16 protein-coding genes are annotated in these 15,745 nt (G+C 34.4%); 7 read left to right on the forward strand and 9 right to left on the reverse strand.

What is annotated here, in order from left to right:
• Window positions 1–933 precede the first annotated feature (933 nt).
• The 3 genes from MKX62_RS23880 to MKX62_RS23890 all read left to right on the forward strand — a co-directional run bounded on the left by MKX62_RS23880 (window position 934) and on the right by MKX62_RS23890 (window position 3,965).
• Entirely contained in the window at window positions 934–2,076 is a 1,143-nt protein-coding gene (locus MKX62_RS23880; RefSeq protein WP_340742688.1) for a replication initiation protein, read from the forward strand.
• A 657-nt stretch (window positions 2,077–2,733) separates the two neighbouring features.
• Window positions 2,734–3,255, forward strand: coding sequence for a DNA-binding protein (locus tag MKX62_RS23885; RefSeq protein WP_340742689.1), 522 nt, complete (start codon window positions 2,734–2,736; stop codon window positions 3,253–3,255).
• A 479-nt stretch (window positions 3,256–3,734) separates the two neighbouring features.
• Window positions 3,735–3,965, forward strand: a complete 231-nt coding sequence (locus tag MKX62_RS23890) for an ATP-dependent Lon protease (protein ID WP_340742690.1) — start codon at window positions 3,735–3,737, stop codon at window positions 3,963–3,965.
• A gap of 218 nt (window positions 3,966–4,183) precedes the next feature.
• Here MKX62_RS23890 and MKX62_RS23895 read toward each other — a convergent pair whose 3' ends face one another.
• A complete protein-coding gene (locus tag MKX62_RS23895) occupies window positions 4,184–4,495 on the reverse strand; it encodes a hypothetical protein (protein WP_340742691.1) in 312 nt (103 codons plus the stop codon).
• 334 nt (window positions 4,496–4,829) lie between these two features.
• Here MKX62_RS23895 and MKX62_RS23900 point away from each other — a divergent pair, with 334 nt between their 5' ends.
• Together MKX62_RS23900 and MKX62_RS23905 are read left to right on the forward strand one after the other, a co-directional pair.
• Window positions 4,830–5,111: an AbrB/MazE/SpoVT family DNA-binding domain-containing protein gene (locus MKX62_RS23900; protein ID WP_340742692.1), complete on the forward strand. Its 282-nt coding sequence runs from the start codon at window positions 4,830–4,832 to the stop codon at window positions 5,109–5,111.
• Complete coding sequence (locus MKX62_RS23905; protein ID WP_340742693.1) at window positions 5,111–5,437, forward strand: type II toxin-antitoxin system PemK/MazF family toxin; 327 nt, start codon at window positions 5,111–5,113, stop codon at window positions 5,435–5,437. The genes MKX62_RS23900 and MKX62_RS23905 overlap by 1 nt, the downstream gene beginning before the upstream one ends.
• A 430-nt stretch (window positions 5,438–5,867) precedes the next feature.
• On the opposite strand, the gene MKX62_RS23910 is transcribed toward MKX62_RS23905, so the two are convergent.
• Both MKX62_RS23910 and MKX62_RS23915 read right to left on the reverse strand, forming a co-directional pair.
• On the reverse strand, window positions 5,868–6,059 hold the full coding sequence (locus MKX62_RS23910; RefSeq protein ID WP_340742694.1) for an antitoxin VbhA family protein: 192 nt from the start codon (window positions 6,057–6,059) through the stop codon (window positions 5,868–5,870).
• A gap of 251 nt (window positions 6,060–6,310) precedes the next feature.
• Entirely contained in the window at window positions 6,311–6,880 is a 570-nt protein-coding gene (locus tag MKX62_RS23915) for a site-specific integrase (protein WP_340742695.1), read from the reverse strand.
• Window positions 6,881–7,135: 255 nt separating this feature from the next.
• Here MKX62_RS23915 and MKX62_RS23920 point away from each other — a divergent pair, with 255 nt between their 5' ends.
• Entirely contained in the window at window positions 7,136–7,594 is a 459-nt protein-coding gene (locus MKX62_RS23920) for a helix-turn-helix domain-containing protein (RefSeq protein WP_340742696.1), read from the forward strand.
• A 659-nt stretch (window positions 7,595–8,253) separates the two neighbouring features.
• On the forward strand, window positions 8,254–8,409 hold the full coding sequence (locus MKX62_RS23925) for a hypothetical protein (protein ID WP_340742697.1): 156 nt from the start codon (window positions 8,254–8,256) through the stop codon (window positions 8,407–8,409).
• A gap of 128 nt (window positions 8,410–8,537) precedes the next feature.
• Here MKX62_RS23925 and MKX62_RS23930 read toward each other — a convergent pair whose 3' ends face one another.
• From MKX62_RS23930 to MKX62_RS23955, 6 genes are all read right to left on the reverse strand, one after another.
• A complete protein-coding gene (locus MKX62_RS23930; RefSeq protein WP_340742698.1) occupies window positions 8,538–8,678 on the reverse strand; it encodes a hypothetical protein in 141 nt (46 codons plus the stop codon).
• 71 nt (window positions 8,679–8,749) lie between these two features.
• Window positions 8,750–10,435: a methyl-accepting chemotaxis protein gene (locus MKX62_RS23935; protein ID WP_340742699.1), complete on the reverse strand. Its 1,686-nt coding sequence runs from the start codon at window positions 10,433–10,435 to the stop codon at window positions 8,750–8,752.
• A 526-nt stretch (window positions 10,436–10,961) separates the two neighbouring features.
• Complete coding sequence (locus MKX62_RS23940; RefSeq protein ID WP_340742700.1) at window positions 10,962–11,489, reverse strand: hypothetical protein; 528 nt, start codon at window positions 11,487–11,489, stop codon at window positions 10,962–10,964.
• An 18-nt stretch (window positions 11,490–11,507) separates the two neighbouring features.
• On the reverse strand, window positions 11,508–14,051 hold the full coding sequence (locus MKX62_RS23945) for a lipase/acyltransferase domain-containing protein (protein WP_340742701.1): 2,544 nt from the start codon (window positions 14,049–14,051) through the stop codon (window positions 11,508–11,510).
• A 463-nt stretch (window positions 14,052–14,514) separates the two neighbouring features.
• Window positions 14,515–14,691, reverse strand: a complete 177-nt coding sequence (locus tag MKX62_RS23950; protein WP_340742702.1) for a hypothetical protein — start codon at window positions 14,689–14,691, stop codon at window positions 14,515–14,517.
• A 622-nt stretch (window positions 14,692–15,313) separates the two neighbouring features.
• Window positions 15,314–15,745: hypothetical protein (locus MKX62_RS23955; protein WP_340742703.1), on the reverse strand; the 432-nt coding region annotated here is incomplete at its 5' end.

Here is a 15,745-nt window from a genome sequence, read left to right on the forward strand (position 1 = left end):
GTTCAATGCGCTCGCAAGAGGATCCTTGCTAATGCCATCGATTTGCTTAGCTACATCCGATACATTACTGTCTTTTAATGCAGTAAGAATACTTCTTATTGTTGCTGTTTCATCCATTTTCATCTCCTATTCACCCTCATTTCATTGTTTTAGCTTGTAGTTATTATTCCAGATGAAAGAGGTTTCACCTTCAAAATTTACCCCCAAAATATAAAAAGATTTGTCTTGGAAAATCATAGAAACGTTTTAAAAGACTGTTTAAGTGTTTGGATGATGGATCTAGCCTATCAATGACATGCTTTTCAATCCCCAGCTGCGCTCTTTCTTGAATTAATTCCCTCGATGTCCTAAAAACTGTTTAAATGCTCCTTAGAAGCGCTCTAAAATAAATATGATAGATATACTCATTTCAGCCCTTAAAACGCATGTACGGAGCTTGTGGCTCCTTTAAATGATAGTTTGAGAGATTGGACAGGCTCTAATTGTTCTCATTAGTCCCTTTTTTTCTAATAAAACACTTTTGTATCTGGAGAGATAATACTTCGGGATTTTTTGATAGAAAAAGAGAAATGAATGTCACCTGATTTTTGACCACCACCACCACGCGCGTGTTTGTTGTTGTTTTAAGTACTTAATGTTTAAGTTCTTTGTTTTAAGTGATTTAGAGGCCCCCTAAGCCCTTGGTATGACTGGGTTTGAGAGGTCGAACTATTACATATTTGGTGTTAACTATTACATATTTGGTGTTCAACTATTACGTATTTGGTGTTAACTATTACATATTTGGTGTTAACTATTACATATTCGGTGTTAACTATTACAAATAATATTAATAAGTAATAGTAACTTGATTAAATGATTTAAGATGTATATATTGATATTAGCTAATACACTAAAAATGAATAGTAATAGTATAGTTTGGGGGAGTTATTTGTGGAAAATCATCTAGTTACACAAAAAAACGAATTGGTGGAAGCTCATCATGTAGATCCACTTAGTGTGAATGAGCAAAAAGTAGTTTTAACTATGATAAGCATGATTGAGCCGACCGACAATGACTTGAAGACATATTTATTAAGCGTTAGGGATTTCGCTGAAATGATTGGTTTAAAGGGTGAATCCACTTATTCGGAAATCAAAAAGATTTCAAAAACATTGGTTTCAAAGGTTGTTGAAATACCTATCGGGAAAAAAGATTGGATTGTCGCTACATGGGCTTCATCTGTGAGATATAGAAGCAACGAAGGTACAGTTGAATTTTCCTTTGATTCGAAGTTAAAGCCTTACTTACTCCAGTTGAAAAATCAATTTACGTCTTATAGATTAAGTAATATTTTGAGTTTGAAAAGTACCTATTCCATACGCTTATATGAACTTATGAAAAAATGGCAACATCTTGGTCAATGGGAGTGTTCGGTCGATGATTTAAGGGGATTTCTAGGGGCGAAATCTGTTAAATCGTATTCGGTTTACGGAAATTTTAAAAACAGAGTTCTTTCGCCTGCCTTAGTAGAATTAAATGAAAAAACAGATGTTCAAATAAGTTTTAATGAAATCAAAAAAGGGCGTAGTGTTGAACGAATTGAATTTACAATCCGACACGCTCCAGATAAAGAAATCAAGTTAATTGAACCAAAAAATAAACCCGTGCAACCGAAAATACAATCTGAAAATGAAGATATTCGAAAACGATTGAATGCTTTAGCGAACGATTATAGCTTCAATCATATTTATTTTACTGAAATGTATGAAGGAGCACTATTTATTTGGGACGATGATGCTGAAAAAGAATTGGGCATGCTCATTCGTTACGTGAACGAAGAAGAAGGTGTAAAAAACCCGTTAGGTTTCATCAAAATAAAACTGCAGGAGTATGGAGAACTTTATCAAGAAGGATTGCCAGTGACGTTCGCTGATTTAAAACCAAGTCAACGGAGAACAGGGAGAGCCGAAAAAATTCCCGAGTGGTTCAAGAATAGAAATGAACCAAAAGAAGTTGCAAAGGGAATCGATTCAAATATTGCAGAAGAGCGACAAAAATTACTGGATGAATTGGGAATTGAAGATGACAAATGATTCTTTTGGGGAAAGTCCCTACGTGTAAACAGAGAGAGGGCAAGCTACGGGTTTGGCATGCCATCCCGAAAACTTTGTTTTCTCTTGGTAGGAGTTTCCTACAACCTTCGCAAATTTTTCCAGCGTCTATTTTTTCAAAATGTCCTCTGAAATTTGCTGTCGTTTCACTCGAATTTTAAAGCAAGAAAAATAAAAAAAGCAACCGCAGCAGTCGCTTTTTTTCTAGTGACATAAAACCGGAATTCGGAAAAAAAGTTAGAAAAGAGCATAAGAGAAAACTGGCCCCACTTCTGGTGTGGGACTAGGCGAAGCCTAGTGTTTTGATGGGCACATGTTTTTTGAATTTAGGAACGCTAGAGTGACAGCCATTTAACGACTTAGGAACGCTAGCGTGACAGATTAAATCGGTTTAATAGTAATAGGGCGCACCTCCCGGGGATTTTCCTTCTGGCCAAATAAAAAACGTCAATAGACGAATCAAGACTAGTCACTAACAGAGCTTTTTTATGTAAATCCGAGGATCCATTGAAACATTTTTTAGTTTCAATGGACCGCAGGATTCCAACAACGAAACGAAGTGAAGGCGTTAGATATTCATTTCACAAGATAACAGGAGATTAACACGTAAAAATTGAAGATATAGATGGGGTGATCAGAATGGCTGAATACGGAATGTTTGCGAAGGAATTAGCCCTTAATCTAGATATAAATACGAATACACTTCGACGATGGGCAATTGAACTTGAAGAACAGGGCTATGAATTTTCTCGAAATGATAAAAATCAAAGAATCTATTATCAGCGTGATATTTTAGCGTTATCGGACTTCCAAAAAATCATTGAAAAAACACAGAGCTTAGAAATCACTGCAAAAGCAGTCGTTTCAAGAGTTAATGATAAGAAAAACGCTGAAAAGATGCTAGGCGTTATTGAAGAAAGTAAGGATAAAATCGTGTTTTCTAAAGAAGAATTAGATGATTTGATAAATCGGGTTGCAGATGAAGCAGTTGAACGAGCAGCCGAGCATTTATCTAAGAAGTTTCTAGATGTCATTGAGCAGCGAGATCGGAAATTGATCCATGGTCTAACCGAAACGATGGAACAAAAACAGCTGGAGGTTGCTGCGGCGCTCGAAGAAGAAAAGCCAGGTTTTTTTGCTCGTTTTTTTAAAAAGAAGTGAAAAAGCGGTGTAGAATTATTGAAAGTTGCTTGTTCTTGTTGAACTAACGGAGCAGGTTAGTTCAATAGTGTTGTTTAACTTGTCTTCAACAATCGGGTCATTTAACAGAAGTTGCAAAGGGGGAGAGAAAGATTAATTTAGAAAAAACAAACAGCACTATTAACTTTGGAGATATATTATTCACGCTGTTTTCACTTGGTTTTACAATACTAATTATAGCTTTGATTGTGTCGTTGATCCGTACTAACAATAAGCGAAAACAGCAACTCGATAGAATTGAAAAGAAAATTGATGATCTAAACCAACAAAGCAGTAATGAGTAAATAGGTCATACTTCAATTATCGGGCGCGATTGTTTAATAAGCGTCTCTGTTCTTCTTAAACTAACGAAGCAGGTTAGTTTAAGAGTGTTTCTTGAATTGTGTTCAACAATCGGGGCTTTAAGTGGAATACAGGTAGTCAGATTAAGGGGGATTTTTTTGAAGTTATTGTTATCCATTTTATTAGCTGGGCTTTTAGGTATCTTGGTAATCCTCGGTCCTATTGGAATTTACATCTTATGTGCAATTATTGTCGGAGTCATCTTCAGGTCGTTTATTTTAATTAATGAGGTCCATAAACAAGTAGTACCACCTAATAGTAATGACAAGGTGAAAGATGCGTACGAAAGATATATCAAAGAAAGAGACGAAAAAGAAACGGAAAACTAATGTACGACGTTCTTCAACTAACGAGGTGCTTTAGTTGAAGAACATCAAATTAAGAAAGGTCTATTTCTCTTACAAGAAATAGACCTTTTTAAGTGTGTATGTCTGGTTCACATAACGTCCGTTCAAGGAAGTAGTTAACTCCATTACTCAATAAGAAAAAGCCACCCTGTGAAGGCAGCCGATTGTTCAACTAAAGCACCCGTTAGTTGAAGAAGAATTTACTCTTTAATAACCTTAATTTTGCTTGCAACCTTCTGTCCTTCGATAACTTCTACCCACAATTTCACTTCTTGTCCATTTTTAAAATTCACGATACTCTTGATTTCCCCTGTAACTTCAGTGTCTTTAGAGAAGTGAATTTCAGGAACATCATACTGTTCTGTAGGGTCAAGTTTAATTGGATACAATACAAATTTACTTTCTTCTAAAAATTTTATTTTCCCGTGAAAATCTGCTCTATTTAAAAAGGGAATAGTTACAGCAGTAATAATTGCTATTAGGATTAAAACCATTAACATCATTCTTTTCATTTTCACCCTCCAGTCATAGTTTTATCTAATCTAAAATCTTATTACCTGTTGAACTAACCTGCTCCGTTAGTTCAACAAGAAACTGGATTCGGTCGCTGGACAGGCTTGTATAGTCCATACACACCAGGTTGATATAACGCCACTTCTAGGAAGCGATCACCTTCAGTCCGAAATGGAATAGAAAATAAAAAACGAAGACGTGATAACGGCAACGATTTCCTAGCTGCGTGAACACTCCATTGATATAATATTAGTGCATTTTTTATCTGGTGAGTATCGTTTTAGAACATTTTGTATATACTACGTATATACAAAATGAAAAAGAGGGGTTATAATGGAAGGTAACAATAAACCTAAACCAAACCAAGGAGTGATACAAATGACGACGGTGCAAAAGTGGGGAAATAGCCTTGCAGTTCGTATTCCCAGGGGTATCGCTGAAGCCCTATCTATTGATCAAGGTTCGGAAATAGAATTGAGTGTGGGAAATCAAGTGTTAACGTTAAGACCAACAAAGAAAAAACCAGTGTTAGAAGATCTTTTGTCAAAAATCAGTCCAGAAAATCGTCATTCAGAAATCGATTTTGGAGAAGTGGAAGGGAATGAATTAATGTAATGCAAATACCGGCCCGTGGCGATCTTGTTTATGTGAACTTTACTCCACAATCAGGACACGAACAAGCTGGGACCCGTCCAGGAATTGTTCTATCGCCGAAAGATTTTAATCAAGCCACAGGATTCGCAGTAGTCTGTCCGATTACGCGACAAGCGAAAGGATATCCCTTCGAAGTAGCCTTACCTGATGGTTTGGCTATTGAAGGGGTCGTTTTGACTGACCAAGTAAAAAGTTTAGATTGGCGTTCTCGTCAATTTAATGTAAAAGGGCAAGCACCGCAAGAGGTTGTAACTGATTGTTTAGATCTTATACATACCTTTTTATAGGTTTTATATGATTCATGAAAGCATCCTTCTGGGTGCTTTTTTATTAGAATGATTCTCCTCATTGAATTGGCCCGATACACCTCTAGTAGTCATAACACCTGTTCTTAGACCCCTACGGTAATCTTTTATAATAAAGATCCAGAGCTTGAACAGCAGCATCCATGTCGTCTTGTGTGACTCCTATATGCCATAACGTAACGTTCTCGGAACTATGGTTAAACTTCTTCATCACAAGCGTGATATCACGGAAATGAAACTTGTGATGATTGGGACCAAAAATGTGATAGTTAGAATTCAAGGACATTTTTCAAACTTTTACAATTCCATATCATGTGATTTTCTTTTAGTCTTCGGCTTTCTCAACTTTTCTTGCCTTCATCTCAAAATAAAAAGAGATACAAAAAAAATTATAGAAAAAATCTCTTATATTTCATCTTTTATACTTATCAATTATCTTTTTTCGCAAATCATCAAGTTCGATTTCACCATCAACGTATCTGTTTAATAACGCTCGATTTTCTTTTGTTAACGGTTCAGCTCCTAATGAATTAATCGCCTCTGCATTAGCAACAAACTTTTCTCGTTGTTCTTTTGTTGTATTCGCAATGCTGTATCTATTCATATTTCCCACCCCTTAATAATCTGATTCCCGATAAATTGTTTTCAACAATCGCGCCCTGACTCAGGAATACTTTTACTTCGAATACTTAATGAACACGATACATACAACTATCGCCAGCACTGCGTATCACTTTAAGAGGTAATTTGCGCTTATTTTAAGCGTTATTTTGCACAACAGCTATAAGAAATACGTGCACAATTGTACAAATCGACAATCTGGTCCGTTTGTTGAATTTGGAGGGAAACTCTGAGTTAAAGGTCCAAAGCATGAACAGCAGCATCCATATCGTCCTGTGTGATGCCTATATAGCGTAACGTAACACTCTCGGAGCTATGGTTAAACATCTTCATCAAGAGCGTAATATTAGTCCCTCTCTTTATCTGATGGTAGCCGAACGTTTTCCGAAGGGAATGCGTTCCGATGTTTTCAATGCCTAACTCTTTCGCTGCATCACTTATAATGGTCCAGGCCTGGACCCGGCTAATCGCTTGATTCGTCCCTTTCCGGCTCCTGAATAGGTAAGCTTCCGAGTCCCCCTCATAATGCTGGCCGGCATACGCCTCAATCGCCTTTTTAACCCCTTTAGAAAGAGCCACCTTGTTTTCCTTCCCTGTCTTTTGTTCAGTCAGTGCTAAATGCGAACGTACACTGTTTTTAGGATCCAGTACATGCTTAAATTGCACCCTAATTAAGTCCGAAATGCGATAGGGTGAATTGATGCCAAGCGTAAATAGGAGATAGTTCCTTTCGCTTTGCGCGAAAAGGATTTTTTTCATGCTGCTAATCTTGTGAAGATCCCGTATCGGTTCAACGAATTTCATGCTTTCAGTACACCTCCTCATGTGACATTGAAATAAAGATTGATCATTTTAAATACAGTTCGAAAACGTATAAAAAAGTTTGATACAATTACGTAAACAAGCTGGATTTTGACAATTCGACAATCGAGCCAGATTGCTTAACAACAGAGAACTAAAGAGGTGCAACAAGAGGTTGCACCTTGATGCACTTACAACTATCTTTACTTTGGCTATACACTCCATCAATACTGGAAATAAGGAAAGGTGATGACTTATATGATTTTCAGTGAAAGATTAAAAAAAGAACGAGAAAAAAGAGATTGGTCACAAACTGATTTAGCTGAAAAAATTCATGTTAGTCGTCAATCAGTTTCAAAATGGGAAACTGGTAAGAACTATCCAAGTATCGAAGTTATCATTGATTTGAGCGATTTATTCGGTATTACGATAGATGAAATGTTGAGGAGTGACAAGGAATTGAAGGAAAAAGTAATTCAAGATAGTAAGAAACTGGCATATCCAAAATGGAAAGTGTTTTTTGATAGTGTGTTTTTGTTAGGAGTATTTCTGTTAGTAGTAAAACTAATCATTTTCGGATTGAATTACTTTGTTGGTACAAACATTGTGATTTTGGAAGGATTATCAAAAGGTGTAGTAAGTTTTTCGCCATTAGTTTTAATGATAATTGGTGGCATTGGTTCAGACAGCTTGAAAAAGAAATACATTGATAATTAAGGGTATGCCATTAAGGAGCGCGGTTGTGGCAGATCATAGCTATAAAATGATCAAACTTTATTTCCTCATGCATTTGAACGTACAAACCCCAATCTAACTTAAGTCAATTGTAACATGAGTTAAGTTAGATTCAAATGAACAATGAAAAAAATACACGACTAAAAAACAGCCTGATCCCTTGCTACACAAGGGATCAGGCTGTTTTTGCGAATCTAACATATTTCTATTGTGTTAGATTCGGAGGTGTAGTAAAAAATAAATTCATTTAAACACCACTCACCTAATTGGAATCCTACCAACAAAAAGCGAAAAACATACACTAAGAAATTTATTCAGATAACCTTGGATTTTCTAACACCCTATAAATAACTCATTCACTTATCTATGTTCAATTAATACCTGGTGATTTAGGAAGAAAAAAGTAAAACCTTGTAGTATTGTAGGGTGAGTTAGTGATATAATTATCCTATAACTTTGACAGTTCCGTCTAAAGAATGGGGTGATAATTATGGAGAAAGTACTTGGGAAAAAGTGTCCAGATTGCAACGGAAGCGGCTATGATTTCGGTGACGGTGGACAATGTGATAAATGCGGTGGACTTGGAGAAATTTAAGCCCATAAGCTATACTACAGAAGAAAATGAAGGGAGATTAACCAATATGTCAAACGATCCAAATGACAGGAATCATCCTAACGATTCAAATGGTAGCTGGGACTATGATTCACGTCCAGATATTGAAGAGTATCATGAAAAAGACGGTAATCTTGATCAATACGATAAAGATTATGATACTTGGGAATCTAACCAGAACTAGGCAGCCTTTTTTATTTAGTTGACATAACAACCATTCACGAAAGTATCTCAAAAAGAGTCGGCTACCCTGTAAAGGTAGCCGACTCTTTCACATCTAACATATTTGTATTGTGTTAGATTCAGGTTAGTTTAATAGTTCTCATCATAGTCATCGGCATCTTCGGCACCGTAAGGTGAACGTTCCGAATATGGCATATCTAATTCTTGTTCGAATTCGATTTCTCTTTTAAAATCTTCTTCATCAGGATCGTAATCATAAAGTTCGACCATAGTTCTTTCCCCCATTTCATAAGACAATAAAATCTAGAACTCTACCAATGCAATTTTTATTTTAACAAGTTTTACAGTTTAAATTGCTGCACAAGCCTATTCAATTCTTCAGCTAAAGTTGCTAGATCATTTGAGCTGTTAGCCACTTCTTCCATTGCACTGCTCGCTTGTTCTGATGAAGCAGAAGTTTCTTCAACTCCAGCTGCTGATTGTTCTGTGATTGCTGCTATTTCTTCTATTGAAGCACTCATTTCTTGGCTATTTGCTGCAATATCTGTCAAGTTGGCAGAAATGATATGAATTCGATCGACCATTTCCGTAACAGCTAAACTTATTTTACCAAACGTTTCACCTGTTATTTCAATTTGGCTTGTTCCTTCTTCGACTTCTTTATAACCCTCTTGCAATGATCCACTTACTAAACTAGTTTCACTTTGAATTCGATCTACTATACCTGTAATGTTTAAGACCGAAGCAGATGATTGTTCTGCAAGTTTCTTCACTTCGTCTGCAACGACAGCAAATCCTTTACCTTGTTCTCCGGCACGAGCTGCTTCAATCGCTGCATTGAGTGCTAATAAATTTGTTTGGCCAGAGATATCTTGAATAACCGAAACGAGTTCCGAAATTTGTTGAGTGTGTTTGTCCAACCCTTCTACTTTAACAACTGCCTCATGAACAATTCGATCGATGACAGCCATTTGTTTCGTAGTAGATGCCATTAATTCGCTTCCCTGGTTTGTCATCTCAAGAACTAAATTTGAGGATTGTTGTATGTATGTTCCATTTTCATTGGCATCCATCACTTTTTCCACAAAAGATTCCATTGCAGATGACATACTGCTCGCATTATTCGCTTGGGATTCTGTACCTGTTGCTAGATCCTCCATTGTCATTGCGATTTGAGCCGTGCCTGCTTTTACTTCATTTGCGGATTGTGTTAACTCTTCACTTTGGGTAGAAACAGTTTCTGCAACACCATTAATTTCATCTAATAAATTATGAATACTAAAGCTCATTTCATTTGTCGATGTAATTAATTGACCAATTTCATCTTTCAAATTCGTTTCTAAAGGTTTACTGCTTAAATCTCCATCAGCAATTAGCTCCATTCGACTCATAACGACACGAAGGGGCCTTGATATTGAATTCGCAGTTATAAATGCGACAAATAAACTTAGAAGAACAACTAGAATGATTACACTGCTTACAATAAGTAATGTTGTTTCCCCACTTGATAACGCTTTTTCTTCCATACTAATAATATGGTTTTCACGATTTGTAGCTGCTTCGCGATAAGCAGCAACCAATTCACGGGCTTCATCATCCGACTCCATAAGATTACTTAAAGCTACTTCTTTATTTCCGTTCTCATATTCAGTAAATACTTTCTCAACAATAAATTCACGCCATTCAGCGGTCCTTTCAATTAAATTTTTAAATTCTTCGGTAGTCCCTATTTTTATAGTAGATTCTTGATTTATTTTACTGTCTTCTGTGTATTGATTAAATAAATCTTTATAACTGCTTTCTCCAGTTAAGATAAATCCTCGAGATGCAGCCATTCTATTTGCCATGTCTATAGCCAACTGTTCATCTGCAATTAAAAGTGGGAGTTCTCTTTCTAAAATCTCTTCCACAAATTTATTAGTGCTATTTAACGTATAAAAAATATAAGCACCTAATAAAACAATTAAAACAACTACAACAGAAAATCCAAATATCAACTTTGCTCGTATACTTTTGAACTTAAGCATTTTTCATACCAACTCCATTTCTCTTTTTATGAAGATACTTCCAAAAAAGACGAGATAAAATCCTAGAATATTTCCGTCTACTTATACTTTAATAGGTATTTCGAAACGCTAAATCTCCATCATCTCATGTAAGTAATAATACTACACCTCCTTGCTCAACTCACGTATTAAGGCTTAATTAAATAGCTTGATAAACGGGCCAATATACCCGATAATAGTTTTACATACCAGTAATAAAGGGGGGGTATTTCATGAAGTTTATGGAGAAAGTAGATGTGGCTTGTCATCGTTGTAACCGTAAATTTGGAAAGTATAAGGATGATGAAGAATTGACTTACTTCTTACTGTAAGGACTGCGACAGCGTTTTAATAAATGAATGGATTTTATTAAGGAGAGGAAGGCATAAAAAAAGGGACTGGCTAGGATAATATTTACCCCACCAGTCCAACTTTCCAAATCTAACATATTTACATTGTGTTAGATTCGGAAGTTTTTTAAACACACTTTATTAATCCCGGTAAAAGTTTAAAGAAGCTTTTCTCCTCTTCCGTATATTTTTATTTTGAATTTGTTGTTTAATATTAGAGATAACTTTTGTGCGAGATCTTTTTTCTGGTAAATATCTAGCACCGTGTCTATTTTAAAAATCAACATATCGAAACCGTTATAATCATAGTTCTCCTTTAGATGAACAATAATTGACTTCTCTGGATTGAAACTTTTATTTAATGATAATTCCGCAATTATAACTGGGTAGGTCTTCTTTTGTATCTCCAGGAATTTATAACTATTATATTTTCCCAAAAGGAATACTACTCCAATATTAATAAGAAGAATAATGAATGATACTATACTCGCTATTCCAAATAATTTATTTAGAAAAAACATAAGTATTATATTTATAATTACCATCAGCAAAGGGATAAAATACAGATAGATTTTAACAATTATAGAGACATCATAAAAAAAATTATTAATACTGATTTTATTTAATGCGTATGCAACTAGTAATAAAAGGAATAAAGTAATGATATTTATTTGAATAATTATCATTACTTTATCCTCCAATCATTATTTTCGAACAAGAACTTTTTGATGCCTAATGCTATTTTTTGACTCCTCTTCATAAATTATTATTTCAAATTCATCTCCATCATTACACATTTTTTTAATGTAAGTTAAATCAAGTTCAAAAGTATAGCTACCGAGTTGGTTATCAAAATTAATAGAAGTTTCAGGGGTGTATTCTAATGTGCTGTTCTCCATACTTATTTGTACGAAACACCCTAATTTAACAGACTTTATTTCATTCTTATTTATATCGAGCAATTTAAATTCCATTTTTACTTTTGTTAATTTATTTAACGATAGTTCTTCAGAGAGATTGTTCCAATATAAATCATATTGGTGTGCTTTACGAATGGTAATACTTAATGAATCATTCGTTATTCGCAATACTTCGAATTTATTAATGTTTTCATGTGATAACTTAGTGAATCTACTATTTCCATTAATAGTGAAGTTTATTTTATATTCTTCTAGAGAAAAGTTTTTCAAAAGTTCTTCTAAATTTCCTTTTTCAGCAGTTCCTTCAAAGATACTTTGAATTATATTTTCATCTAAAGTCAATTTGATTTCGTGATTTAACTTGAAAATATCCTGGAAGACTAGATTAAAGGATTGAACTTTTCCCGAGTAAGAAACACTATTTCCAAGTTTTTTATCTTCGCTAGATATTTTCCAATCGAGTTTTGGTAATACAATATCAAATTTTGATAATATATCGTCGTATATGTTATTCCACTTTACATTAATTAAATATTGGTGAGGTAAGAATTCAAAATCTAACTTAACAAGTTCATTTGAAATTTTATAAATAACTAACGTATTAGCTGTTTCATATGTCCCTAAGATGTCCTTACTAAAGTATTCAAGTTGATTATAACCTTCATTTAAAGGTACTGACGTAGTTCCGTCTTGATTTAAAATGATTATTTCATCATTTACTTTGACAAAAGTACCATCAATATCAAACGTACCTACTTCAATTTTTTTAATTGATATCTCAATGTCTGAATTTACTATTAAGTCTTTTGCTTCAGATGGAGAATATGAATTTTTTGAATCTATATCTAAAAAAGTTTTTGGAGGTTTGATATTTTCTGTTATTTTTGTTGTGGAAGACTTTAAAACCTCTTTGCCCGTATTCCAGTTATCTAAAATTAAGGTGTTTTTTTCCAAATTGGTGTTTATTGTTAATTCTGCTTCAATATCCGGTGTAATCACAAATGTCTTAAACGAATTTCGTTTAATATTTTGACCGTCTTTATACTCATCAACTGCTACACTCGTTGTTCCTGTAGCAGTTGCCTGTATTCGAATTGTTTGTACAGCAGGATTTTGTTCTTCTTCATCATCTAAAATTATATATGTAGTTTCTCCAATTTCTTCATATCTATGGCCATCTGAAAATAAATTTTTAATACCCTCTTCATCAATAGTATCGAGTGAACCAAATATTGCTGTTCCTTCCTCATCTAGTATGGATACTTCAACAGGACATGCTACTTTTACAATCTTTCCACTAAATTTTTTATAATGCTTACTTTTTAGGTCGGAAAATATTTTCTTAGTATCTTCATGAACTTTATCTTCAAGGATTTTTCTAATTAACACCAAAACATCTGCATCTTTTACTAGAGAGGCATGTTTTACTTTATTAATATAGTATTGCTTAAATGGACTCGAAGCAGCACTAAACGTTGGCACTACTCCATCTCCATCGTAAAACTCACCAGTAGCCTCATTCAAAACATCTTCGTTAATACTGGTAATTGTAGGCTTACTGACACCTACGATTTCAAAGTGATGTATTTCAGAATTAAGAGGTTGTTTCAGTAGTTCCCGAAAGTCTTGGAAGACTGAAGAAAACACATGCATATTACCTTGAAACTGTTCTTGTAATATATTTATGAACAAATCATCGATATCAGAATAAGCTTTTCCATTTATATTGAAACAACAGATACTTTTACCATTAGAATCTGTTGCTCCAAGTAAATAATCATTATTAGGCAACAATTGATATAAGCTAGGAAAATATGGTGATATTTCTTTTGCTGTTTTTTTATTTAAAGCAAGGCCTACACCATCCGGAATTTTTTTCCCGTATTTTAATGTTTTATATGCATCTAAGGAGCCTTTCCAAGGAGTTCCTAAAGTAATGAACTTTTTGATTTTTTTGATTTTAGGATCATTATTGTATTTACTCATCATAAGTTTACTGAGAATCCCACCCATACTATGGGCAACTAGTATAATTTCATCAGCTTCATCATCAAGCTTATTAAATAATGTATCGATATGATCTAAATTGTTTTGTCTCCAATCATAAGCAAAAGGTATGAAGTTTGGTGTATATGTTTTTAACAACTTTATTATTGGTAAATATGTAATAGGTTCAAGTTTTTCAGCATAGATATGCTCATTATTTATATTTTTAAGATCCTCGTATTTAGTAGATGTAATAGAATAATCTGGCCATAATTTTCTATTTTTCTCTTTCAATACACTTCCCATTACTCCAGGTACAAAAATTATTTGTTGTTTTTTCATTACTTCACCGTCCTATTTTATAAGTGATATATATTATTATTGATGTAGACGATAGTTTAAAATGATAAAATATGGGCTAATAATCTAATGAATTCGCCTACTTTCCGATTTACCAGGATTACTAAGTTGAAAATTTCGTTTTTTGTATATTACTAATATATCAATAATGTGTCATTTATGTAACATTGAATAATTATGTAAGAATTAACTATCACCTCCAAACGATGAATGTTCTTTAATTCACTTACAATAATTTTTCTCCTGTTGTATTAAAATCAATTATTATAATAAAATTATGTACTATATTTCAAATAACCGAAAAAGTTCTAATATAGATACTAATCTACAGTTAACATAATACGAGGTCACGGAAGTAATTGACTCCGTTACTCAATAAAAAAAAACTGCCATGAAAGGCAGCCGATTGTTCAACTAAAGTCCCCTTTACGTTAAGTACATTTCTTTACGATTTATTTGGAAATAATTTATTCCCTATCAAACCACCTACTAAAGCAGATAATCCAGCAATTATCACTGAGGTAATAAGACTTGTGTTAGGAATTAAATATTCGGATAAAAAAACCAAAATCCCAACAAATAGACCTGTAAATAAAGCCATTCCAATGCTTCCTTTTTTCATAATAGCCATCTCCAATATCAGACATAACAAACTAGTAGTTAACTCCATTACCCAATAAGTAAAAGTTGCTTTGTAATCAGAGAAAATAAATTTTATTTATCAATAACATCCACTTTTTTAGTTGTTGGATTCTTTCTATGATCAAGTAAATAAAATATAGCTAAAAGTAAGGTAAGACTGGAGATCGCTATTGAAAAGTTAGCCATTAAAACTGGCATATAGTTTTGAAGGTTAAAAAGTATATGTATTAATAAAACTATTGCTGGTAGAACTATGCCGAATATAGATAGGTTTCGCATATGAAATCTCCTCCGCACTATTTACCTGATTTTAACAAAAATTACAACTCCCCACAACCCTCGATTCGATCACTGAACGATCTTGTATAGTTCATACACACCAGGTTGACATAACGCCAATTCTCGGCAGTTGATCATACTCCATACCCCCTTATAAACCCTCAGTTCATCCCCTACGGTCCTTCGTTTTCTGTATGCATCAAATATACATCGTTGAGTTAACGGGCTTTCTGGTGAACGTCAGGCCTGTCTACCTGAATTATTATGCAGATTCACCTCAACGATGAGCAGATAAAAAACCCTCCCTGGAAAGTCATGGGGGGTCATTTGAATTTATCCATAAAATCAACCAACGCTAAATGTAAAATGTCCGATTTATTGAGACGTTCTGCTTCGCAAAACACATCAAAGCGCTCCCCGATGCTTTGATCAATTACAATGGTCTTTCGCGTTTTCTCTTCTTGTGGAAGCTGTTTAATGCGATCGTGAAGCGTTGGCTCCATTTCGATTGTTGGAGCTGATTCTTGCCATGATTTTAACATCTCTTTGATGGCCAGCATTTCGTCCTCGGTGAATTGCCCATGAATAGCATGTGAATCTTTCGTGACGATCTTGGGAACCGGTTGTGAATGCGGTTTCTTGGCCGATGATTTGGATTTCACGAAGTCGAAAATGCTTTTATCAAGTGGTTCATCGTTGTCGCCAACGAAGGTCCACCCCCTCGGAGTGGCACTACTGTATTTATAGCCTGCTGC

It is taken from the genome of Sporosarcina sp. FSL K6-5500 (assembly GCF_038005665.1).
In the GTDB taxonomy this organism is placed as follows: Bacteria; Bacillota; Bacilli; order Bacillales_A; family Planococcaceae; genus Sporosarcina; species Sporosarcina psychrophila.

What these genes read in the sequence shown, in the direction of transcription:
- MKX62_RS23940 (WP_340742700.1), bottom strand. Translation starts at nt 11,489, where the DNA reads ATGATAATTATTCAAATAAATATCATTACTTTATTCCTTTTATTACTA.
- MKX62_RS23950 (WP_340742702.1), bottom strand. Translation starts at nt 14,691, where the DNA reads ATGAAAAAAGGAAGCATTGGAATGGCTTTATTTACAGGTCTATTTGTT.
- MKX62_RS23910 (WP_340742694.1), bottom strand. Translation starts at nt 6,059, where the DNA reads ATGAATAGATACAGCATTGCGAATACAACAAAAGAACAACGAGAAAAG.
- MKX62_RS23925 (WP_340742697.1), top strand. Translation starts at nt 8,254, where the DNA reads ATGTCAAACGATCCAAATGACAGGAATCATCCTAACGATTCAAATGGT.
- MKX62_RS23915 (WP_340742695.1), bottom strand. Translation starts at nt 6,880, where the DNA reads ATGAAATTCGTTGAACCGATACGGGATCTTCACAAGATTAGCAGCATG.
- MKX62_RS23930 (WP_340742698.1), bottom strand. Translation starts at nt 8,678, where the DNA reads ATGGTCGAACTTTATGATTACGATCCTGATGAAGAAGATTTTAAAAGA.
- MKX62_RS23895 (WP_340742691.1), bottom strand. Translation starts at nt 4,495, where the DNA reads ATGAAAAGAATGATGTTAATGGTTTTAATCCTAATAGCAATTATTACT.
- MKX62_RS23920 (WP_340742696.1), top strand. Translation starts at nt 7,136, where the DNA reads ATGATTTTCAGTGAAAGATTAAAAAAAGAACGAGAAAAAAGAGATTGG.
- MKX62_RS23885 (WP_340742689.1), top strand. Translation starts at nt 2,734, where the DNA reads ATGGCTGAATACGGAATGTTTGCGAAGGAATTAGCCCTTAATCTAGAT.
- MKX62_RS23900 (WP_340742692.1), top strand. Translation starts at nt 4,830, where the DNA reads ATGGAAGGTAACAATAAACCTAAACCAAACCAAGGAGTGATACAAATG.
- MKX62_RS23905 (WP_340742693.1), top strand. Translation starts at nt 5,111, where the DNA reads ATGCAAATACCGGCCCGTGGCGATCTTGTTTATGTGAACTTTACTCCA.
- MKX62_RS23945 (WP_340742701.1), bottom strand. Translation starts at nt 14,051, where the DNA reads ATGAAAAAACAACAAATAATTTTTGTACCTGGAGTAATGGGAAGTGTA.
- MKX62_RS23935 (WP_340742699.1), bottom strand. Translation starts at nt 10,435, where the DNA reads ATGCTTAAGTTCAAAAGTATACGAGCAAAGTTGATATTTGGATTTTCT.